Annotated in this window: 20 protein-coding genes; 8 read left to right on the top strand and 12 right to left on the bottom strand. The window is 64.7% G+C overall.

The genetic code is table 11. The features are described 5' to 3' along the window. Window positions 1-3 precede the first annotated feature (3 nt). From mmcB to ACFELO_RS00095, 3 genes are all read left to right on the top strand, one after another. The gene (gene mmcB / locus ACFELO_RS00085) at window positions 4-459 is read left to right on the top strand and encodes a DNA repair putative endonuclease MmcB (protein ID WP_440958540.1); all 456 of its coding nucleotides are present in this window, start codon (window positions 4-6) and stop codon (window positions 457-459) included. Between the two features lie 127 nt (window positions 460-586). Further along, a complete protein-coding gene (locus ACFELO_RS00090; RefSeq protein ID WP_440958541.1) occupies window positions 587-2,593 on the top strand; it encodes a DUF3857 domain-containing protein in 2,007 nt (668 codons plus the stop codon). Between the two features lie 30 nt (window positions 2,594-2,623). Continuing rightward, window positions 2,624-3,301 carry a hypothetical protein gene (locus ACFELO_RS00095; protein WP_440958542.1) on the top strand — a complete coding sequence of 226 codons (678 nt, stop codon included), beginning with the start codon at window positions 2,624-2,626 and terminating at the stop codon, window positions 3,299-3,301. On the opposite strand, the gene ACFELO_RS00100 is transcribed toward ACFELO_RS00095, so the two are convergent. The 4 genes from ACFELO_RS00100 to ACFELO_RS00115 all read right to left on the bottom strand — a co-directional run bounded on the left by ACFELO_RS00100 (window position 3,289) and on the right by ACFELO_RS00115 (window position 7,082). Then, window positions 3,289-3,969, bottom strand: a complete 681-nt coding sequence (locus tag ACFELO_RS00100; RefSeq protein WP_440958543.1) for a DJ-1/PfpI family protein — start codon at window positions 3,967-3,969, stop codon at window positions 3,289-3,291. The genes ACFELO_RS00095 and ACFELO_RS00100 overlap by 13 nt on opposite strands. Further along, window positions 3,966-4,970, bottom strand: coding sequence for a GlxA family transcriptional regulator (locus ACFELO_RS00105; protein WP_440958544.1), 1,005 nt, complete (start codon window positions 4,968-4,970; stop codon window positions 3,966-3,968). Before ACFELO_RS00105 ends, ACFELO_RS00100 begins: the two co-directional genes overlap by 4 nt. Before the next feature lie 81 nt (window positions 4,971-5,051). After that, the gene (locus ACFELO_RS00110) at window positions 5,052-5,609 is read right to left on the bottom strand and encodes an ActR/PrrA/RegA family redox response regulator transcription factor (protein WP_440958545.1); all 558 of its coding nucleotides are present in this window, start codon (window positions 5,607-5,609) and stop codon (window positions 5,052-5,054) included. A 114-nt stretch (window positions 5,610-5,723) separates the two neighbouring features. Next, window positions 5,724-7,082 (bottom strand): ActS/PrrB/RegB family redox-sensitive histidine kinase, encoded by a 1,359-nt coding sequence (locus ACFELO_RS00115; RefSeq protein ID WP_440958546.1) that lies wholly within the window; start codon window positions 7,080-7,082, stop codon window positions 5,724-5,726. Between the two features lie 202 nt (window positions 7,083-7,284). Here ACFELO_RS00115 and ACFELO_RS00120 point away from each other — a divergent pair, with 202 nt between their 5' ends. Then, window positions 7,285-7,941 carry an SCO family protein gene (locus ACFELO_RS00120; protein WP_440958547.1) on the top strand — a complete coding sequence of 219 codons (657 nt, stop codon included), beginning with the start codon at window positions 7,285-7,287 and terminating at the stop codon, window positions 7,939-7,941. Between the two features lie 51 nt (window positions 7,942-7,992). Continuing rightward, window positions 7,993-9,267 carry a polyhydroxyalkanoate depolymerase gene (locus ACFELO_RS00125; RefSeq protein WP_440958548.1) on the top strand — a complete coding sequence of 425 codons (1,275 nt, stop codon included), beginning with the start codon at window positions 7,993-7,995 and terminating at the stop codon, window positions 9,265-9,267. Between the two features lie 3 nt (window positions 9,268-9,270). Here ACFELO_RS00125 and ACFELO_RS00130 read toward each other — a convergent pair whose 3' ends face one another. Together ACFELO_RS00130 and ACFELO_RS00135 are read right to left on the bottom strand one after the other, a co-directional pair. After that, window positions 9,271-10,785 (bottom strand): hypothetical protein, encoded by a 1,515-nt coding sequence (locus ACFELO_RS00130; protein WP_440958549.1) that lies wholly within the window; start codon window positions 10,783-10,785, stop codon window positions 9,271-9,273. Window positions 10,786-10,880: 95 nt separating this feature from the next. Next, window positions 10,881-12,857 (bottom strand): transglycosylase domain-containing protein, encoded by a 1,977-nt coding sequence (locus ACFELO_RS00135; RefSeq protein WP_440958550.1) that lies wholly within the window; start codon window positions 12,855-12,857, stop codon window positions 10,881-10,883. A gap of 137 nt (window positions 12,858-12,994) precedes the next feature. Between ACFELO_RS00135 and ACFELO_RS00140 the strand changes: the two genes are divergently transcribed. Both ACFELO_RS00140 and ACFELO_RS00145 read left to right on the top strand, forming a co-directional pair. After that, window positions 12,995-13,204 (top strand): hypothetical protein, encoded by a 210-nt coding sequence (locus ACFELO_RS00140; protein ID WP_440958551.1) that lies wholly within the window; start codon window positions 12,995-12,997, stop codon window positions 13,202-13,204. Between the two features lie 93 nt (window positions 13,205-13,297). Beyond that, window positions 13,298-14,320 carry a glycerophosphodiester phosphodiesterase family protein gene (locus ACFELO_RS00145; protein ID WP_440958552.1) on the top strand — a complete coding sequence of 341 codons (1,023 nt, stop codon included), beginning with the start codon at window positions 13,298-13,300 and terminating at the stop codon, window positions 14,318-14,320. Window positions 14,321-14,538: 218 nt separating this feature from the next. On the opposite strand, the gene rplS is transcribed toward ACFELO_RS00145, so the two are convergent. From rplS to rimM, 3 genes are all read right to left on the bottom strand, one after another. Continuing rightward, entirely contained in the window at window positions 14,539-14,937 is a 399-nt protein-coding gene (gene rplS, locus ACFELO_RS00150; protein WP_440958553.1) for a 50S ribosomal protein L19, read from the bottom strand. Beyond that, window positions 14,934-15,638, bottom strand: coding sequence for a tRNA (guanosine(37)-N1)-methyltransferase TrmD (trmD, locus tag ACFELO_RS00155; protein ID WP_306015115.1), 705 nt, complete (start codon window positions 15,636-15,638; stop codon window positions 14,934-14,936). Before trmD ends, rplS begins: the two co-directional genes overlap by 4 nt. Window positions 15,639-16,458: 820 nt before the next feature. Next, window positions 16,459-16,989, bottom strand: coding sequence for a ribosome maturation factor RimM (rimM, locus tag ACFELO_RS00160; protein ID WP_440958554.1), 531 nt, complete (start codon window positions 16,987-16,989; stop codon window positions 16,459-16,461). A gap of 186 nt (window positions 16,990-17,175) precedes the next feature. On the opposite strand from rimM, the gene ACFELO_RS00165 reads away from it, so the two are divergent. Then, entirely contained in the window at window positions 17,176-18,006 is an 831-nt protein-coding gene (locus ACFELO_RS00165; protein ID WP_440958555.1) for a hypothetical protein, read from the top strand. On the opposite strand, the gene ACFELO_RS00170 is transcribed toward ACFELO_RS00165, so the two are convergent. The 3 genes from ACFELO_RS00170 to rpsP form a co-directional block, all read right to left on the bottom strand. Then, window positions 18,003-18,254, bottom strand: a complete 252-nt coding sequence (locus tag ACFELO_RS00170; RefSeq protein WP_440958556.1) for a hypothetical protein — start codon at window positions 18,252-18,254, stop codon at window positions 18,003-18,005. The two genes, ACFELO_RS00165 and ACFELO_RS00170, sit on opposite strands and share 4 nt — an antisense overlap. After that, a complete protein-coding gene (locus tag ACFELO_RS00175; protein ID WP_440958557.1) occupies window positions 18,254-19,501 on the bottom strand; it encodes a Y-family DNA polymerase in 1,248 nt (415 codons plus the stop codon). Before ACFELO_RS00175 ends, ACFELO_RS00170 begins: the two co-directional genes overlap by 1 nt. A 167-nt stretch (window positions 19,502-19,668) precedes the next feature. Beyond that, window positions 19,669-20,097: a 30S ribosomal protein S16 gene (rpsP, locus tag ACFELO_RS00180; protein WP_440958558.1), complete on the bottom strand. Its 429-nt coding sequence runs from the start codon at window positions 20,095-20,097 to the stop codon at window positions 19,669-19,671. Between the last annotated feature and the right edge of the window lie 18 nt (window positions 20,098-20,115).

Below are 20,115 nucleotides of genomic sequence, written 5' to 3' on the forward strand. Positions count from 1 at the left end.
CCTATGGCTGTTTCTGATCCCCTTCCCACCGCCCGCGCCAGCAACCCCGCCATTGATGATGCGCGGCTTCTGATGCGCGGCACGGCGCGTTTGCTGATGGATCTGGGGATCACGGCGATCGCCGAATTCACCCTGCCCTGTGGGCGCCGCGCGGATCTGGCCGGGCTGGGCCCCAAGGGCGAGATGGTGATCGTTGAGGTGAAATCGGGCGTGCAGGACTTCCGCACCGATGAGAAATGGCCCGACTATTTCGCCTGGTGCGACCGGTTCTATTTTGCGGTGTCTGACCGCTTTCCGGCCGACATCCTGCCCGATCAGACGGGGCTGATCATTGCGGACGGGTTTGGCGGCGCGGTGGTGCGCGAAAGCCCTGTGGCCAAGCTCGCCCCGGCCCGGCGCAAGGCGCTGACCTTGAAGTTTGCGCGCAACGCCGCCGAGCGCGCGCTGCGGGCGATCTGAGCCAGCTTCAGGAAAAATATCGCCCTTTTCAGCCCTCTCGCGCTGGACGATTGAGGGTTCGCTTTCTAGGCTAGTTGCGGGGAAGAAGGTGCGAGGGGTCGCGCCATTCTTGTGAGGGGGTGGAGCGATGCGAGCTTTCGTACGCTATTTCAATATTGTGTTTATCGTGGCGGCGCTTGTCGTCATCGGACTGGCGGCGACGGGGCTTCTGAACTTGCCCGGCGCGCCCAGCGGGCCCGAAACGCCTGCGGGCAGTCAGGTTGATGCGGGCGAGGTCGGCTTCGCTCCCGCGCCGGAGTTTCTCGAGCCCATAGAACCCGCCCCCTTTGACAGGCTGGCTTTGGCGGAGTCCGCGACCGGGGTTCATTATCGCCTGATCGATCAGCAGACCGATCTGCGCGACGCCATGCCGGTGCGCTATATGCGAACGGTTGCGGATGTGGCGACGCGGCAGGCGGCGGATGCGCTTGCGATGCATCTGATCGACTTCTTTCCCGACTATCAGAGTGTCGAGCTGCACGAGGTCGCCGTCATCCGGAACGGGGTGCGGGAGGATCGATCCGAAGATCTCTTCATCGACCGCATCCAGGTGGAGGATCAGTTGGGGCAGGGCGTGGTCACCGGGCTGGAGCGCGCGCTGGTGCGGATCCCGAATTTGCAGGCCGGCGATACGCTGGAGGTGAGCTGGTCGGTGACGGGCGCCCACCCCAGCATGAATGGCCGGGTCAGCGAATTCATCGGCATTCAGTATTTTGTGAACGCCGCCCGGTCCCGCCTGCGCGTGCTGGCGCCGTCTGACGCCCGGCTGCAGGTGCTGGGCGATGGCGCGGAACCGGACATCGTCCAGTTTGAGGGGTATCAGGGGTTCTTCCTGCCCGAACAGGCGGCGACGGCCTTTACCGATTTTGATCCCTATAACCGCTTTCAGCGCATGCCGGGCTGGATCGTCACCCAGTTTGAGGACTGGGCGGAGGTTCAACGCTGGGGGCATGACCTTTATGAGGTAGGCCGTCCGTCAGCCGATGTGCGCGAGGTTGCAGACCGGATTCGCAGTTCGACCGATGATCCCGAGCTGCAGCTGGTGCGGGCGATCCAGTTCGTTCAGGACCATGTCAATTACTTCGCCATTGCGCTGGGCGAGCAGGGCTATACGCCCGCAAGCCCGGACGAGACGCTGCGAACGCGCAGCGGCGACTGCAAGGCGAAATCGCTCTTGCTTGTCCAGTTGCTCAAGGCCCTCGACATTGAATCCCACGTCGCTCTGGTCAACAGCGTGGACGGCCGGATGCTCGATGAACTGGTGGCGACCCCGCAGGCGTTTGACCATGTGATCGTCCGGGTCAGCTGGCAGGGGCGGCAGTATTGGGTGGATCCCACCGCGAACCTTCAGCGCGGCCTGATGGACCAGCGCGAGCAACCCGATTTCGGCCTCGCCCTTGTTCTGGATGATAGCGACGCGGAACTGGTCGACATGCCCGACCGGGTGCAGGGCGAGCCCTGGACGGATTTCCGCCAGCATTTTTACCTGCCCCAGGGGCCGGACGACGAGCTGGTGATTGATGTCCAGCTGGTCTATCGCGGCGAGTATGCGAACCTGATCCGGGCCGCCTTCGAGAACAGCTCCACGGCGGATCGCGAGGAATTTTTCGTGCAGGCCTACCAGCACTTTGAAGGCGTCGAGCTGGACAATATGGGCTTTCACGACAATGAGCGGGACAATTCCCTGCGCATTGGTCTGGAGCTCAGCGCGCCGCTTTTCTATGGCAAGGCGAACGCCGAGGGCCGGCGCAGCCGGGTGCTCAGAACAGACGCCCTGCTGTACCCGGCCCAGTACCTGATCGAGCTGGATGAGGAGGCGCGCCTGCCCTATCCGATGAGCGCGCATCATGAGGTGCAGGTGCACCTGCCCGGTCCCTCACATATGTGGTCGTTCGAGACCGGCGTGATCGAGGTGGACAATGACGCCTTCGAAAGCAGCCGGACGGTCAGCTATGCCGACAATGTGCTCCAGATCGACTGGCGCCAGGCCTACAAGTCCAGATGGGTGGTGGTGACGCCCGAGCTGATGGAAGATGCGGGGGTCGTTCCCTCCATGGTGTCCTATGAGCTCTATACCGAAATGCCCTGGCTCTAGCGCGAGCCGCCGTCCCGCATGGGGGAGTCCATGATGATCGAGCTTCTCGGACTGGCCGGCTTCAGCGCCCTGCTCGCCACGGGGGCGGGATATGCGGGTCGATGGGGCTGGCGCGGATGGCGCAGCCTGTATGACGCGGGCGGGACGCCGGTTGCGGCTGTTGCGCTGCCGCCCTTCCGGCCGCTGACGCCGGGCGCGTTCGTCTCGTCCAATGATCAGGGCGCGTTTGGTGAGGCTCTGACCCATATCATGATGGCGCAGGCGGGCTGGCGGCCGATCAATGGCAAGCCCGGAACCGGCCCGCAAGGCATTGACGGGGTGTTCGTGCGTCATGGCGAGGACGGGCTTGAAGCCTGCCTGATCGAGACCAAGACCAATGCCAGCCGCTATACGGCCCGCCAGATGTCGGACGCCAAGCTGGGCGAGGACCTGACCCGGCTTTACGTCACCTGCGGAGACCCTGCGCTCGGCGCGCTCTACGCCTGGCTCTACACCGCGCTGGCGGAGAAAGACCCAGCGGTCTCAAAACAGCTCTGGCGGCATCATCTGGCGCGCGGCGCGACCGAACAGCTTGATCTGGACCGGGCGGGAGAAACCACCGGGCCGGTCAGGCTGGCTCCGTGCCATGTCTTCATCGAAGCGCTGGCCGCCAGCCTTGATGAGCTGGATCGTGGCCGGCGCTACTGGACCGGGCTCTACCCGTCCTGAGCGGTCAGCCGGGACACCAGTTCCTCAAAGCCGTCCATCCGCGGGGCGAACCGGGCCTCGACCGCCTGGCGGACTTCGGCGGAGGCGCGATCGGGATGGCCGGCGTTCAGGGGCGGCTCGGGATCATATTCAAGGCCCAGCTGGATGGCGGAGGCGACAGCCTCGCCGGCGATCTCGCGCACCACGCTGAACGCGAAATCAATGCCCGCCGTCACCCCGCCGCCCGAGATCACCCGGCCGTCATGCACGACGCGTTGCCGGACCGGGATCGCGCCAAAGGCGGCCAGATGGTCGTGATAGCGCCAGTGCGTGGTCGCGCGCTTGCCCGTCAGAAGCCCGGCCGCGCCCAGAATGAAGGCGCCGGTGCAAACCGAAGTGACATAGCGGGCGCGCTCGCCCTGATGGCGCACAAACTCAAGAAGCGCCTCATCCTGCATCACCGCGTCCACGCCAAACCCGCCCGGAACGCATAAGAGATCAAGATCGGGCGCGGTCTCCAGCGTGTGAGTGGGCAGGATGAAGGGGCCGCAATCGGTGCGGACCGGCCCGTCTGTCTTGGCGATCAGCACGGTTTGCGCGCCCGGAAGTCGGCTCAGAACCTGCAGCGGTCCTGTGAAATCGAGCTGGGTGAGGTCGTCAAAGAGGAGAAATCCGAGGGTGAAACTCATGAGGCGGTCTCCACAGGGAAGGGCGTGCGAAAACGGGCGCGGAAGTCGCGGGGGCTGACGCCGATCTGGCGCAGGAAGGCGCGGTCGAGCCTTTGCAGGCTGCCAAAGCCGCACAGATCAGCGATGTCGGTGACATGGCGGTCGGTCTCGACCAGAAGGCTCCGGGCCAGATCCAGGCGCAAGCGCTCGACCAGCTGGGCGGGCGACAGGTTCAGCTCGGACCGGGTGAGGCGGCTGAGCGTGCGCGGGGACATGTGAAAGCGGGCGCACATCCCGTCGATCGACCAGTCTGCATCCGGTTCCTTGCGCACGCCCTCACAGACGCGGGCGAGCCGGCTGGCGGGATCAAACTGGGCGGCGAGATCTGTGGCGTACTGGCTTTGCCCGCCGGATCTCAGGCGCGGCACAAGCAGATTGCGTGCGATCTTGAGCGCGATGTCCCGACCGGCCTCCTGTTCCACCAGCGCCAAAGCCAGATCGATGCCGGCTGTCACGCCGGCCGAGCTCCAGACCGGCCCGTCCTGGATATGGATGGCGTCGGGTTCCACGGTGACATCGGGGTAGCGTTCGGCCAGTGGCCGCACGGCGCGCCAATGGGTGGTCAGGCGGCGATTGCGCGCCAGCCCCGCTTCCGCCAGCAGATAGGCGCCCGAGCAGATGGAAATCTGCCGCTCGGCCTGCGCGCCCGCCTTGCGAAGACTGGCCATGAAGGTCGGGTCCGACACGATCTCCTGGACCGGCTGCGGATCGCCGCCAATGCAGATCAGGCTGTGGAAGGACCGGGTTTCAAGGTCTGACAGGGCATGGTCGGCCTGGATGCTGACGCCATGCCCCGAAGTGACAAGACCGGATTCTGGCGCGGCGATGCACAGCGTCCAGCCCAGCCGGGGCGCCAGTCTGGCGGCGCTGGCGAGGACGGAATACGGCCCTGTCAGATCCAGCAGTTCAAAACCGGGATAGATGACAAAGCACACGGTCCGGGCGGGGGCGAAAGAGCTCATGCCCCACTCTAGCCCGGACGGCGCGCGGCCTTAAGTGACCATATAGGTCAATTTGGGCCAATCACTCTTGCAGGTCCCGCCCTAGCGCGGCGCCCGCTTGGCGAGAATGCGCTGCAGGGTGCGGCGGTGCATGTTCAGGCGGCGGGCCGTCTCGGACACATTGTGATTGCACAGCTCGAACACGCGCTGGATATGCTCCCAGCGGACGCGGTCTGCGCTCATCGGGTTTTCCGGCGGGGCGGGTTTGGCGTCAGGCTGGGCCAGCAGCGCCTTGACCACATCATCGGCGTCGGCGGGTTTGGACAGATAGTCCACAGCGCCGGATTTCACCGCGGCCACCGCCGTGGCGATATTGCCGTACCCGGTCAGCATGATGACGCGGCAGTCATCGCGATTTTCATGCAGGGTGCGCACCACGTCCAGACCGTCCCCGTCATCAAGCCGCAAATCCACCACGGCGAAGGCGGGCGGGGTGTTGCGAGCGATCACCATGGCTTCGGCGACGGTGCCGACCGCGTTGATCACGTCAAACCCGCGGCTTTCCATGGCGCGTGACAGACGATTGCGAAACGGCTCGTCATCGTCGACCAGCAGCAGGGTCTTGTCTTCGGGAAGGTCCAGCTCAGTGTGTTCGGTCACGGCCGACAGGCTCCTTTAACCGGGTCGGTTTGTACAGACAGAGTGTCTACTCTCATTCGCCCCTTGTCTGCAAAGGGCGGATGGAAAGCAAGACAGCTCAGGAATTAAGAAATTTTAGCGCGAGAGGTCCGAAGCCCCCACATCGCTCTTGGGTTCGGCCTCAAGCGGCGCCCGGGGCAGGTTGAGCACCACCCTGGCGCCGCCCTGCGGCGTGTTTGTCAGATCGACCCGTCCGCCGATCCGCTCGATCAGGGTGACGGCGATGAACACTCCCAGCCCCAGACCGCCATAGCCGGGCTGACCGCGACGGGTGGTGACATAGGGCTCGCCGAGCTTGGCCAGAATGTCGGGCGGAAAGCCGGGGCCGTCATCCTGCACGCTGATGGTCAGCGTATCGCTGGTCCAGGCGCCGGTGATCTGGACTTCGGATGTGGCGAAATCGACGGCGTTCTCGATGAAATTGCCCAGCCCGTACAACAGCTCGGTCCGGCGCTTGAGGATGGGCGCATCCGGCAGGTCCGGCGGCGGAGCCAGCCGGATGCTGATATGCGCGTCGAGCCCTTTGAGCGGCGCCGCCGCCTCGTCCATCAGCTCCTTGATGCCGATGCGTTCATGCATCTTGTCCGCGGTGCTGTGCGAGGATTGCGACAGGCGCTGGAGAATGTCCCGGCAGCGCTGGGCCTGGGAGATGATCAGGTCCGCGTCCTCGCGCGCGATATCGTCCTGCGCCGCGCGCAGCATTTCCTTGGCGGTCAGCTGGATCGTCGCCAAAGGCGTGCCCAGCTCATGCGCCGCTGCAGCGGCCAGCGCCCCCAGGGCGGACAGACGTTGTTCGCGCGCCAGAACGCTTTGGGTGGCGGCGAGGGCTGCGCCCATGCGCTGGGCTTCAAAGCCGACGCGCCAGGCGTAGATGGCGGTAAAGCCGATGGCGATGGCCAGAGCCACCCAGATGCCGGCGCGATAGGCGGAGGGCAGCACGACGCTTTCCCCGTCCGCCCAGGGCAGGGGCAAATGCCAGATGCTCAGCGAGATCGAGCCGATGATGGCGATGGCCGCAAGGCTCAGCCACCAGCGGCCCGGCAGCGCGGAGACCGCGATGACCACGGGGCCGACCAGCATGACCGAGAACGGGTTGGTCAAACCCCCGGTCAGGGCCAGCAAAACCATCAACTGGATGACGTCATAGGCGAGCTGAAGGAAGGCCTCCCAGTCCTTGGCGAACCGCTGGGTGGGCATGGCGAGGGTGAGCCAGGCGTTGACCCAGGCGCTGGCGGCGATGACAGCCAGGCAGGCGCCCAGGGGCAAATCGAAGCCCAGCCCGTAGAAGACCACGATCACCGCCAGCGTCTGACCGGCGACCGCCAGCCAGCGCAACAGGATGAGCGTGCGCAACCGCACACGACCGAAAATCGGCGTCAGATCCGGGTCCGTATCCAGATCAGACCAGCCAGGTTCAATGCTGTTGTCGCGCACGGCGTTGTTTTTCCTTCAGAACAACTCAACCATACACCTGAAGGCTGTGCGACGCTCAGGTCAACTGGACGTTCTGACGCGCTTTTGAACACGCCTGTCATGCTGCACCGCGATATACAGGGCTCGCATCTGACACAAGAATGTCGTACCTCAGAGAGGATGATTGCGCTGCGCCGGCGCGCTCTCAACCTCAGGACTATCCATGGACTTGAAAAATAGACCGATCTGGCTCTTCCCCGTTATCGCCGCTGTTATAGCCGGAATTGCGGGGGGCGCGCTGATCTGGCTGTCCGCTCAAACCGGGCAAGGCTCCAACGGCTCGGGCGCTGCGCCTGTGCGCATGTCGGGCGAAGCTGATATCGGCGGCCCCTTCACCCTCGTGGATCATACGGGCCGCACCGTGACGGACGAGACCTTCGCGGGTCGTCCCATGCTGATCTATTTCGGCTTCACCTACTGCCCGGACATCTGCCCGACCTCCCTGCAGGTGATGGCCGCGGCGATGGACCGCCTGACGCCTGAACAGCGGGCGGAGTTCCAGCCGCTTCTGATCACTGTCGATCCCGAGCGCGACACGCCCGAAGCCCTGGCGGCCTATGTGAACTCGCCGGCTTTCCCGGAAAGCCTTCTGGGGCTGACCGGCAGCGAGGACCAGATCCGCGAGGCGGCGCGCGCCTATCGCGTCTATTACCGCCGGGTCGATGATGACGGCACGCTAGCGGAATACACCATGGACCATTCCTCGCTCATCTATCTGATGGGCCGGGACGGTGAGTTTGTTGAAGTCTTTCCGCACCAGGCGACGCCGGACCAGATCGCCTCCCGCCTTCAACAGTTTCTAGAGAATAACCCGGCATAATCGTGCTGAGCTGACAGGGCTGCGAGCATCGCGGCTCTGAGGAGAATGGCCATGCTTTACTCTTTCCTGGAAATGAGCCGCGCCGCCATGCTGCCCTGGCGCGCCGCCGCGAACATGACCCGGCGCTCGCTGCGCTCTCCGCTCAATCCGGCGTCCGACACTCTGGCGGGCCGCGCAACGGCCGCCGCTGCGGACCTGTTTGAAAGCCTGACGCGCTATTACGGCAAGCCTGACTGGGAGGTCAGCCCCACCCATGTCAACGACCAGCCGGTCGACATTGATGTCGAGACGGTCTGGAGCAAACCCTTCTGCTCGCTGCTGCATTTCAAGCGTGACCGCCAGGCCTTGGCGAAAGCGCGCGGCGTGAAGGTGTCGCAGATCAAGGACCGTCCGGTGCTGATCGTGGCCCCCATGTCGGGCCACCACGCGACCCTTCTGCGGGGTACGGTCGAAGCCTTCCTGCCTGATCACGAGGTCTACATCACCGACTGGGTGGATGCGCGCAAGGTGTCGGTCGCCGAAGGCCGCTTCGATCTTGATGATTATGTGCTCTATGTGCGCGAGATGATCACTGCGCTGGGCACGAACCCGCATGTGGTCGCGGTGTGCCAGCCCGGCCCGCCGACTTTGGCCGCCATTGCGCTGATGGCCGAGGACAAGGACAAGGCGCGCCCCACCTCGATGACCTTCATGGGGTCTCCCATCGATACCCGCAAATCGCCGACCGTGCCGAACAAGCTGGCTGAAGAGCGCCCGTATGAATGGTTCCGGGACAATCTGATCCAGACGGTTCCGGCGGTCTATCCGGGCGCCATGCGCCGGGTCTATCCGGGCTTCCTGCAGCTGACCGGCTTCATCAACATGAATTTCGAGCGCCATGTGGATGCGCACTGGAACTTCTTCCAGCACATGGTGTCCGGCGATGGCGACAATGCCGACCGGCACCGGGAATTCTATGACGAATACCTCTCGGTGATGGATCTGACCGAGGAATTCTACCTGCAGACCATTTCGGACGTGTTCCAGAAACACACCCTGGCGCGCGGCGAGATGACGGTGGACGGGCGTCTGGTGCGTCCCGAAACCATCACCGATGTGGCTCTGCTGACGGTTGAGGGCGAGAACGACGACATTTCCGGCATTGGCCAGACCCAGGCGGCGCACACGCTGTGCTCGAACCTGCCGGACGATCTGCGGCTGGACCACATCCAGCCCGGCGTCGGCCATTATGGCGTCTTCAACGGGCGGCGTTTCCGTGAGGAGATCGCGCCGAAGATGAAAGCCTTCATGGCCGAGCACGACGCCCGGCGGGCGAAAAGGGCCTAGGCCCTATTCGCCGCCGGTTTCGTCTTCACCCGGTTCATGAGTGACCGTCAGGCCCAGCGTCGCCGCATCGGGCGCGGGGTATTCGGCCAGGGCCGCTGCAGAGACCGGCGCGTCAGGCCGCATCTCGATGCGCAGCACCCCGCCTGACGCAATGAAGTCGTCAATCGCTCCGGCGGCCTGTTGCAGGATGCCTGCTGGCATTTGCGTCCCCGCGAACGCCAATCCCATGCGCGCCATGGCGCCCAGCTGGTCCCGGGCCTGGGTTTCACTCAGGCCTGACTGTTTGGCCATCTGCTCTGTGATGCGGCCCATAAGGGACTGGTCCGCCAGCTCGATCTGCAGATGATGGATCATCAGCGGGGCGAGGGTGCGCGCCGGATCGCCTCCATCCTGACCGGCAAGGGCTGCAGATGCGGCGAGCCCGGTCATTTCCTGATCAAAGGTCAGGGTCAGCCCGTCTTCAAGCCGCAGATAGGTTTCGCCCTCGGTCCAGGCCCGGTCCGCGGCCGGGTCATAGCGGGTCTCGCCGGCAGCGCTGAGCACGATTTCGTCATAACCCAGAAGGTCAAAGCTCTGACGGATGCGTGGGCTTTGCGGGTGTGAGGTCGCCGGGGCGATGCGCAGTTCAGGCAGGGTCAGGGACGAGCTCATCACTACGGTCTCAAGCGCTTCCACCCGGGCGTTCAGCTCGGGCAGGGTGATGAAGACGCCGCCCGCTTCCAGCTCGAGGCCGCGCAGATCGATCAGCTCATAGGGGGCTTGTCCAGGCGCCATCAGGGCGGCGCCAAAGGGCGAACCGCCCTCCAGATCACCCAGTCTGAGGCCTGCCGCTTCCAGATACGCCACGCTCATGGCCATGGGCTGGCCCTGTTCGTCCACGCCTTCCATGGCGTAGTTGGCGAACTCGACCGCGCCCAGCCTGTCACCCTGGGTGAAGTCGGTCAGCCGCACATTGTCCGCGCTCAGGGTGACGGTGAGGTCGGGCGCGTCCTCGATCTGCATGACCGGCGCCACCAGCTCCAGAGCGGCGAAGCCATAGCCGTCTTCAAGCGCGCTCAGCTCATCAAGATCGGCATCCCCGCGCAGCACGCCGGCAATGGCGCGCGCCAGTTCCGGGCTGGGCTCTGACAGGCTCAACGTGGCGGCGTGCAGGGCGCCGTCGGGCGCCTCAATGGCGAGGGTTTCCAGCATCAGCCCGGTGAAGAAAGGCGCATCGTCAAGCATTTGCGGGCCGGTCAGCACCAGCTCGCTCGCTCGCATGCGGCCGCTCTCGAGCATCATCTCGAAATCGCTGAAGACATAGCCGCCGCGTTCAAACCGGCGCTCGCTCCAGCTGGCGCGGCCCTGCTCATCCAGACCGAAAGCGGCCAGGGCCGGTTGCGCCTGCGCTTCGGTGACGGGCCGGTTGTGGCGGTGCTCGGATCCGGCCGTGTCCGGGGCGTCGGGGCCGCAAGCCGCCAGCCCCAGCGACAGAACGAGCGCAAAAGCCAGCGAAGCGCGGCGGGTCAGAACAGCCATGATTGATCCTTGTATCGAGCGGGAGCGGTCAGAGCCTATCCCAAGGCGGACAGCAAACCCAGACACGTCGGCGCTAGGATGTCAGGACCAGGGCGTTATTGCGCCCCGCCGATCCGCCCCAGAAGGTCCGCGATGGGGTCTGCCGGCTCTTCAGCTGGCGCAGGTTCATCGGGTTCCGGGACGCCAGCTTGCGCGTCGGCGCCGGCAACAGGCGGGCTGAGCAGGTTCGCGATCGGGTCATCCTCGCGCGGGCTGTCCGCCAGGAGCGCGTCCAGGCCGCGCGGGGGGACGGGCGCGGTGCTCATGAAGGTGGAGAACACCCGCGCCGGACCCGCGCCGCCCACGGCGCTGTCGGTCGAGGTGTAATCGTCATTGCCCATCCAGACGACCGCGGCGAGCCCGTCCATCCAGCCGGCGAACCAGGCGTCGCGATTGTCATTGGTGGTGCCGGTCTTGCCGCGCACCAGACGCCCGTCCACCTGTGCTCCGCGCGCAGTTCCATAGCTGACGGCGGCGTCAAACAGCTGGTCCATCTGGCGCAGGATGCGGTCGGCCAAGACGCGCTCGCCGAGCATGGGTTCATGCTCATACAGCATCTCGCCCCCGGCGGTGCGCACCGAGAGAATGGCGTAGGCGTCGGCCCGTCGACCGCCATTCATGAAGGGGAGATAGGCCTGACCCAGTTCAAGCGGGGTGACTTCATAAGCGCCCAGCGACAAGGCGTGGGTGTTCTGAAGCGGACTGTTGACGCCCATGCGCTGGGCCGTGCGCATCACCCAGCCCCGGCCGGTGGCTTCGGCCACCTGGACTGCGATGACATTGGAGGAGCGGGCGAAAGCGCGTTCCAGCGTCATCTCGCCCTCATAGCGGTCGCCATAATTCTGCGGCGCCCAATCGCCGTATGAGATCGGCGCGTCCATGAAGACATCCTGCGGACCCAGCCCGCCCTCAAAGGCGGCGGCGTAGACGAAGGGCTTGAAGGCCGAGCCGGGCTGGCGACGGGCATTCACGGCGCGATTGAACGGCGCCTGGGCGTAGTCATGCCCGCCCACCATGGCGCGCACCCCGCCCTGGCTGTCGAGCGCAATCAAGGCGCCTTCGGTCGCCCCGCGCGCCCAGTCCGGGGTTTCAAGGCCCAGATTGAGCGCGGATTCCGCAGCGCGCTGGGCGTCCACATCCAGCGTCGTCCGCACAATCAGATCGCCCTGATGGCCCGGCGCCATCTCGCGCACCTGGGTCATCACCCAGTCTGCAAACCAGCCCGCGCCGGGGCTGGAGCTGCCGCGGGACACCCGGATGGGGGTGGAGGCGGCCTCGATGCGTTCGTCCTGGCTGATCCGGCCCGTGGCGTACATTAGATCAAGCACCACCGTGGCGCGGACCGAGGCGCGGCGGGCGTCATTGGTGGGCGCATAGCGGGAGGGCGCCTTCAGAAGCCCCGCCAGCAGCGCCGCCTCGCCAATGCTCAGCTCGTCCGCCGGTCGGGAGAAGTATCGCCTTGAGGCCGCTTCCGCACCCCAGGCGCCGGCGCCGAAATAGACCCGGTTGAGATACAGGGCGAGGATCTCGTCCTTGGTGAAGCGGTTCTCCAGCCACAGCGCCAGCAGCACTTCCTGCGCCTTGCGCTTGTAGGTGCGCTCGGGGCTCAAAAACAGGTTCTTGGCGAGCTGCTGGGTGATGGTCGAGCCGCCCTGCACCACATGACCGGCGCGGATATTGGACACCATCGCGCGGGCTGTGCCGATCAGATCGATGCCGAAATGGCTGTAAAAACGGCGATCCTCCACCGCGATCACGGCATCGGCCAGATTTTGCGGCAGGGCGTCGGCGGTGATGACCGCGCTGGTGGACTGGCCGCGTCGGGCGATGGTGCGGCCTTCGCGGTCCAGCAACACCACTTCGCCGGTATGCGGCGCCGGTTCGATCGTGCTGAGATCGGGCAGGGTGCGCGCCAGATACACCACGCCGCCCACACCCAGAAGTCCGCCAAGGATGATGGTGACGACAAGCGCGCGCAGCCAGACCGGCATGGAACCGGATTTGCGTCGGGATGTGCGCGAGGCTCGGGTCATCAGGGGGTCCGCCGTTTGTGACCTGTCCTTGATGCAGCCTGCGTCGTTAAGGCCGCGTGAACTATAAAGGCGGGCCTGCGTGCTTGCGCTCTGCACGCAAGCAGGGGAAGGTGGCCCGCATACAGAGGGGAGCCGCCATGACCATTCGCCGTATCATCCGCGTCGCCGCGCCGCTGGCCGTGCTGCTGGCCGTCTCAGGCTGCGCCATGTTTCCCGATGGCAATTCCACCTGCACGGGGCAGGGCCCCAATTCGGGCAGCTGGCCGTATTGCGCGCCGTCTGATCCGGGCGGGCCGGGCCCGGCCGATGACCCGATCGATCCGACGGGACGGGGCGTGCGCGGCTAGGCGAGTCCGGCCGTCACGAAAACATCACTCAGCTTTCCTGCGAGCATGGGTACAGTCCCTCCCCTGACATGACGTTCGGTATGGGGGATGACCATGAACCGTTTGACCGTTCTGCTGTTTGCGCCGTTTCTGGCGGTCGCCTGCTCTCCGGCGGAGACGCCGTCCGAGCGCGTCGAGGCGGAGGTTTCCGCCCCGCACTGGCGCACGCTGGATGGCCAGCCCACGCAAGTGATCGCCCATCGTGGCGCATCGGGCCTGCGCCCTGAACACAGCCAGGCCGCCTATCAGCTGGCGCTTGATCTGGGCGCGGATGTCATCGAGCCCGATCTGGTCATGTCGTCAGACGGCGTGCTGATCGTGCGTCACGATCCCTTCCTGTCCCATTCCACCGATATCGCGAACCGGCCTGAATTCGCCGATCGCCGGGTGGAGATGATGGGTCAGGAAGACTGGTGGATTCCGACCTTCACTGCCGCCGAGCTGACCACCCTGACAGCTCGCCAGTCCATGGATGATCGCGACCAGTCCTATAACGGCCAGTTTCCGGTGCTGACCTTTGACCAGTTCCTCGATTTCGTCGCGGCCGAGGAAGACCGGTGCGAATGCGTGATCGCGATCGAGCCGGAAGTGAAATACCCCGCCGAGCTGACGGCGATGGGTCTCGATCCGCTGCCCGCCCTGATCGCGTCGCTTGAGGCGCATGATCTCAACCGCGCCGATGCGCCGGTGATGATCCAGTCCTTTGATGCGGACTTCCTTGAGCGTCTGAACGCAGTGTCCGACGTGCCGCTGGCCATGCTCTATGCGGGCCCCGAGGCCGAGGGCGCGAATGCGGGTGGCCGTTCGCTTGAAGAGATTGCGCAGTTCGCCGACGGGATCGGCGCCTACAAGACGCTGATCTTCACCCCCGAGGGCGAGAGCACCGGCTTTGTCGCTCAGGCCCATGCGCTGGGGCTGGGCGTGCATGTCTGGACCGTGCGCGATGATCGCGAGCCGGTGGTGGGCGAGAGCGTGCAGGACGAGCTGCGCGCGCTTTATGCCGAGGGTGTGGATGGCGTCTTCGCCGACTTCCCCGGCACCGCCGTCGCCGCGCGCGACCAGATGGCCGCGGAGTAAGCCGACCTGAACCGGGTCGGGGCTCCGCGCCCCGGCCCGTCAGGGCCGCAAGGCCAAAGGCCGCCCGCAGCGAAGCGAGGATTAAAAGCCCGCAGGGCTTGAGAAACAATCAGCCCGTCAGGGACGGAAGGGCATAAAGTCAAATCCAAACAACAAAAAGCGCCCGCCGGAAAGCTCCGGCGGGCGTTATCTTGTCACCCGTAGAAGGGAAGAAGGGCTTAGCCTTCTTTCTTCTTGCCGCGCGGCTCGATGCCGCGACCGGTGGTGCGCTCGGCGATACGCGCGGACTTACCGCGGCGATCACGCAGATAGTACAGCTTGGCGCGGCGCACTTTACCTTTGCGCTTGACCTCGATGGACTCGATCAGCGGGCTGTAGACCGGCCAGACGCGCTCGACGCCTTCGCCGAAGCTGATCTTGCGCACGGTGAAGTTCTCGTTCAGGCCGCCGCCGGAGCGGGCGATGCAGACGCCTTCGAAACGCTGGACGCGCTGGCGGTCGCCTTCGCGGATCCACACGTTCACGGTCAGCGTGTCACCCGGGGAGAATTCCGGAATTTTCTTGTCGCCGAGCACGCGGACGGCTTCTTCCTGCTCGAGCTGTTGGATCAGGTTCATGGCTCTTCTCCTTGACGCCGCTGATATCTCGTCCAGAGATCGGGTCGGCGCAGTCGCGTTATTTGTTCGGCCTGTTCCTTACGCCACCGGGCGATCCGGCCATGATCGCCTGACAGCAAAACGTCCGGGATTTCGTGCCCGTCCCATTCACGCGGTCGCGTGTAGTGGGGGTATTCGAGCAGATCACCCTCAAAACTCTCGTCTTCGGTGCTCTCGAGCTTGCCGAGAACGCCGGGGATCAGCCGCACACAGGCCTCGATGAGGACCATGGCGGGGGCTTCCCCCCCGGCGAGCACGGCGTCGCCGACACTCACCTCGTCCATGCCGCGCGCTTCGATGACCCGTTGGTCGAGACCTTCGAAGCGGCCGCAAAAGACAATAACGCCCGGACCCGCCGCCCACTCCCGGACCATGGTCTGGGAGAGCGGCTTGCCGCGAGGCGTCAGATAGATCAACGGCCGTCCATCCCTTGGCAGACTGTCGATCGCCGCTGCCGCAACATCGGGGCGCAGCACCATTCCTGGGCCGCCGCCAGCCGGCGTGTCGTCAACGGAGGCGTGCTTATGACGGGAAAACGACCGGATGTCCACCGTTTCAAGCGCCCAGAGTCCGTTCTTTCTTGCAGTCTCCAGCAAGGAGACCCCAAGCGGACCCGGAAAAGCGTCCGGATAGAGGGTGAGCACCGAGGCGTTAAACGTCATGGCGCGCGCTTATGGGGCGCCAAAGCCTGCGACGCAAGGACAGAAGGGAGTCGCCGCGGCTATGGACAGTCGCAAACTTATCCACCCCCTCTGAAAGCTGCGCCATACTCGGCCTCGTTCCTTCCAGGGCGGGCGGCCGGCGCGTTCAGGCTGGGAGGAGCGGGATGTCCCGAGGACAGAGGCTGTAACGCGGCCTTTGTGCGAAAAGGCGGGCCCTCACCGGGCGGTCCAGGGCAGCGGCGTCTGATGAGGCGACGACTGCACCGGCGGCGCGACAGCGCAGAAGTCTCCGGACGGTGACCCCGACAAATCATCTCAAGCGCGGGAGCCGGGTCAGGCTTCCAACTGCTTACCTTCAACACAAGACGCCCCGCTCCCGCGCGACCCGTCTGTGCTTCACCCCTGCGTTGGTGCGCGGGGCTGTTGGTGTTTCTCCTTCTCCTTCTCCCCATAGGCCCGTGCGGGCTTTGCCAAGACATTCATTGTCATCCCGGCCTTGAGCCGGGATCGACCCGTTTCGTTTCTGTGATCAGAACAGAGCGGTTCCGGTAGATCCCGGATCGCTGCGCGTCCGGGATGACACTGTCATGTCTCTGGACTGTGAAACTGTCATTCGCCGGTTTATCCGGCGAACCCATGCCGTGACCTGTGATTAAATCAACCGGCATTGATCGGCAGGACAAGCCGTCCGATGACCTTAGGAGACGGAGCGTGAATTCCCGGGCGAGCGGAGCGAAGACCCGGGACCTCCCTCCACGTAACGCGCCCAATCCTGATGGAGGCCCCGGCTCGGCGCTGCGCTTGGCCGGGGTTTCAGAGGCTATTCGCCTTCCTTTTCATCGCCCTCGATGACTTCGGGTGGATTGGCGACGAGCTTGCCGGCCTTCAGGTCCACATGGGGGGCGGCGTCCTTGGTGAAGGGCAGGAACCAGACCCCGTCCGGGCCTGAGATTTCCAGAAGATCGCCCGCGCCGTAATCCTGCACCGACTTGATCTTGCCCAGTGTCTCGCCCTCAAGGTTCTCCACATTCAGGCCAATGAGGTCGGAATAATAGAACTCGTCCTCATCAAGCTCTGGCAGAGCTCTGTGGGGCACATGCAAGAGCGTGCCCTTCATCGCCTGCACCTGTTCGCGGGTGAGGTTTTCCTCCAGCCGCACGATCACCGTGCCATTGGGGCCGGGCCTGGCCTGGGTCGGGGTCAGGATTACCGCGCCGGTTTTATCCAGGAACGGGCCATAGCTGCACACCTGTGAAGCGTCGCCGAAGGGTTTGAGCTTGGCGTCTCCGCGCACCCCGTGGGCGCCCGCGACAGCAGCGATGACGACGAGCTCTTCTTTGGGTGCGGGCATGGCGAGATCCTTTTCTGCGCCCTCTGTGCCCAAAGATGGCCCAAGGCTCAAGATGGGTGCTGCGCGCGGGCTCTGTCTTAATGGAGATTTGAAAAATTTGATGTAAAGGCTTTGAGCGCCCTTATGCGTTGGCTCGCCTCCTCAAAAGGACGTTCAGATCATCCATGACGAGGGGGGGTGTGGATAATGAAACGGGCTGTCGCCTTGGCGTTTGCAGGTGTTGTGGTCTTGAGCGGCTGTGAAACCGCGTCCCTGACCAGTCAGTATGCGTTTCCCGAGGAAGGCCGCGCCTATCATTACGGCAATTTCTGCGGTCCCGGGGTGCCGGTGCGGGTCAGTGAAGACCCGGCGCTTCAGCTTGAGGTCCTCAATACGCTGGTTCCGGTGGACGGCATTGACGCCATCTGCCGCGCCCATGACATCTGCTATGAAACCCACGGGCGCGATCATCCCGGCTGTGATTACGCGATGGTGGGCGCCCTGGGCTATTTCTCCGAAGCGTCCGTGCCCGAAGGTCTGTTCGCCATGACCAGCGATGAGGAGGATGCCTGCATCAACCTCGCTCATGAAATCCAGACGCCGTTTCACACCAAGTTCGCCTTCGGGCGGGGTCTGGAGAACCGGGCGCGTCTGGAGCGCACGGATGCCGAGACGGAAGCCTATGAGCGGCTTCAGGCGCAGAACAATACCGACACGATCCTGGCCTTCCTTGGCAATGACGACGCCCAGCGTGCGCTCGATGAACGCCTTGATACCCGATCCATCGGGGAGGTGAGCGGGCTGCGAAACTCGTTGGAGACCGCCGCCTTCACCGCCCTGTCGCGGATGCTGACGGGCTTTCCCGACACGCCGGGGACCTGCAATGCGGTTCCTGTTCAGGCCCTGCAGTCCAGCTTCACCTGCCATTTTGACCATTTTGAAGAGCGCATGGTCAGCTCTCGCGGCGATCTTGAGGCCGTCAATCTGGAGCGTATGTCGATGAATGGCTGTAACACGGTCAAGCGGATCACTCCCTAGGGCATGCCGCCCTGGAAGGCTTCGGTCTCGCCCGCGCTCACTTCGTAAAGCGTGACGGGGGCGCGGCAGCCGGGCTGGGCGCATTTGAGCGCGGTCTCCACCTCATCAAGATGGGCGTGGGCCAGCGCGCGGCGGGCCAGCAATTCCTGCACGGTGTAATAGCGCGCCGCGCTGCAAGCGGTGCAGAAGGCTTCGAGCCGGGCATGCGGGTCGAGATCGTCAAGGCGCAGTTCGGTTTTCCAGGTCATCACCAGAAGTCCTCGGCATAAGGAATGCGTGTGAAGGCGATCTTGCCGCCGGCATAGCCGCCGGGCGGCGGGGTCCAGACCCCTTGGGTCACCAGCGATTTGGCGTAGCGGCTGTTGATGGAGTCGATGGCGTCCTGAAGCGCATTGCGGCGGGCGCGATCCTCAGGCTTGTCGTCAATCAGCCAGTCGGTCTGGGTGACGCCTGGATCATCCAGATCGCACAGATACATGCCCGCCCGCATGGGCCGCGCGCGCGGGTCCGCCCGCTGGGCGGCGGCCCACAGCGTATCCAGCGCTTTCAGGCAATCGCGATCGGTGCGGGCGCTGTGCAGGGGCAATTCCCCGCTCCACCCGCCCTCGATATGACGCAGCCACAGACCCATCCGCCCGGCGGTGCGGCCATCACGGCGCATGCGGCGGGCGGCTTTTACGGTCAGAAGCCGGGCGCAGTCATAGGCGCTGGGCCAGCTGCGATGGCTGGGCGGCAGGACGCGGCCATGGCCGTACATGCGCCGCTTGGCGGGTTCGGCATGGACCGCATAGCCGTGCAGGGCGTACCAGAAGCGCTCGCCTCCCACATTGCGCCACAGGGCGCGCATTTGCTTGGGCTGCATGGCCCACAGCGCCTTCATGTCCGCCACACCGGCCTTCAGCAGGCGCTTGCGCATGGAGGAGCCAATGCCCGGCGCTTCATCAAGGGGACGTTTGAGCAAGGGGCCGGGCAGATCCTCGGGCCGCCAGATGGTCAGCCCGTCGGGCTTTCCCAGCTTGCAGGCCATCTTGGCGAGGAAGCGATTGGGCGCCATGCCGATCGAGCAAGTGACAACGCCGTCCGTCTGGGCGGCGATGCGCGCCTTGATGGCTTTGGAGACGCCTTCAGGATCGGCGATGGCGCGGCCGTCGAGGGGACAGGTCAGCTCGTCAATGGATTTGACCGCGCCAATGGGCAGCACGGCCCTAATCTCGGCGATCATCAGGGCGTGCATGCGGCGATAAAGATCGGGCTTCTGATCCACCAGGATCATGTCGGGCACCGCCTCGCGGGCCTCGCGCACGGTCATCACCGAGCTTGCGCCCTTCGCCTTGGCTTCTTTCGAGGCGGCGATGATGCAGGTATTGCGCGCGCCCTGCATGGGGATCACCCCGACCGGGCGGCCCCGCAGGCGTGGATCGGCGTATTGCTCGACGCTTGCAAAGAAGCTGTCAAAGTCGAGATAGAGCTGCTCGATGGTCTCTGGCTTGCGCATGATCTTTGTTCCGCAGGCGGCTGTCCGCTACAGAACAAAAATAGAACAAATGCGTTCACCGGGAAAGCGGGAAGAGTCAGATCGGGGGCTGAATCCCTGACCCGAGATGTGAAAAACCCCGCCGCATTTCCACGGCGGGGTTGATCAAACAGCTGAGACAGAAGGTCTTATTCAGACGCTTCTTCAGCAGCAGCCTCTTCGGCCGGGGCTTCTTCTTCAGCCGGAGCCGCAGCGGCTTCCGCTTCAGCAGCCTTCTTGGCTTCTTCTTTTTCGGCGCGTTCAGCAGCGCGCTCTTTGGCTTTCTCGCCCGGCTCGCCCTTTTTCGGGTTGTTGCCGTGGGTCCATTCGTAGACGCCAGCGTCTTTCAGGAAGCGCGCGACGCGGTCAGACGGCTGGGCGCCTTTCTTGATCCACTCGGCGGCTTTCTCGGTGTCCACGGCGATGCGGTTCTCGTGGTCTTTGGGCAGCATCGGGTTGTAGTGACCGATTTTCTCGATGAAGCGGCCATCGCGCGGCATGCGGGAATCGGTGACGACGATGCGGTAGTACGGACGCTTCTTGGCGCCGCCGCGGGCGAGACGAATTTTAACAGACATGGTTGTGGTCCTTTAAGG

This window comes from Oceanicaulis sp. LC35, from assembly GCF_052055585.1.
GTDB lineage: Bacteria > Pseudomonadota > Alphaproteobacteria > Caulobacterales > Maricaulaceae > Oceanicaulis.

Bases quoted from the DNA above. Each gene is read 5' to 3' on its own strand.
- rpsP (WP_440958558.1), bottom strand. From the start codon at position 20,097: ATGTCTGTTAAAATTCGTCTCGCCCGCGGCGGCGCCAAGAAGCGTCCG.
- ACFELO_RS00130 (WP_440958549.1), bottom strand. From the start codon at position 10,785: ATGGCTGTTCTGACCCGCCGCGCTTCGCTGGCTTTTGCGCTCGTTCTG.
- ACFELO_RS00135 (WP_440958550.1), bottom strand. From the start codon at position 12,857: ATGACCCGAGCCTCGCGCACATCCCGACGCAAATCCGGTTCCATGCCG.
- mmcB (WP_440958540.1), top strand. From the start codon at position 4: ATGGCTGTTTCTGATCCCCTTCCCACCGCCCGCGCCAGCAACCCCGCC.
- rplS (WP_440958553.1), bottom strand. From the start codon at position 14,937: ATGAACCTGATCCAACAGCTCGAGCAGGAAGAAGCCGTCCGCGTGCTC.
- ACFELO_RS00090 (WP_440958541.1), top strand. From the start codon at position 587: ATGCGAGCTTTCGTACGCTATTTCAATATTGTGTTTATCGTGGCGGCG.
- ACFELO_RS00175 (WP_440958557.1), bottom strand. From the start codon at position 19,501: ATGCGCAAGCCAGAGACCATCGAGCAGCTCTATCTCGACTTTGACAGC.
- rimM (WP_440958554.1), bottom strand. From the start codon at position 16,989: ATGCCCGCACCCAAAGAAGAGCTCGTCGTCATCGCTGCTGTCGCGGGC.
- ACFELO_RS00125 (WP_440958548.1), top strand. From the start codon at position 7,993: ATGCTTTACTCTTTCCTGGAAATGAGCCGCGCCGCCATGCTGCCCTGG.
- ACFELO_RS00145 (WP_440958552.1), top strand. From the start codon at position 13,298: ATGAACCGTTTGACCGTTCTGCTGTTTGCGCCGTTTCTGGCGGTCGCC.
- trmD (WP_306015115.1), bottom strand. From the start codon at position 15,638: ATGACGTTTAACGCCTCGGTGCTCACCCTCTATCCGGACGCTTTTCCG.
- ACFELO_RS00165 (WP_440958555.1), top strand. From the start codon at position 17,176: ATGAAACGGGCTGTCGCCTTGGCGTTTGCAGGTGTTGTGGTCTTGAGC.
- ACFELO_RS00120 (WP_440958547.1), top strand. From the start codon at position 7,285: ATGGACTTGAAAAATAGACCGATCTGGCTCTTCCCCGTTATCGCCGCT.
- ACFELO_RS00105 (WP_440958544.1), bottom strand. From the start codon at position 4,970: ATGAGCTCTTTCGCCCCCGCCCGGACCGTGTGCTTTGTCATCTATCCC.
- ACFELO_RS00140 (WP_440958551.1), top strand. From the start codon at position 12,995: ATGACCATTCGCCGTATCATCCGCGTCGCCGCGCCGCTGGCCGTGCTG.
- ACFELO_RS00170 (WP_440958556.1), bottom strand. From the start codon at position 18,254: ATGACCTGGAAAACCGAACTGCGCCTTGACGATCTCGACCCGCATGCC.
- ACFELO_RS00095 (WP_440958542.1), top strand. From the start codon at position 2,624: ATGATGATCGAGCTTCTCGGACTGGCCGGCTTCAGCGCCCTGCTCGCC.
- ACFELO_RS00100 (WP_440958543.1), bottom strand. From the start codon at position 3,969: ATGAGTTTCACCCTCGGATTTCTCCTCTTTGACGACCTCACCCAGCTC.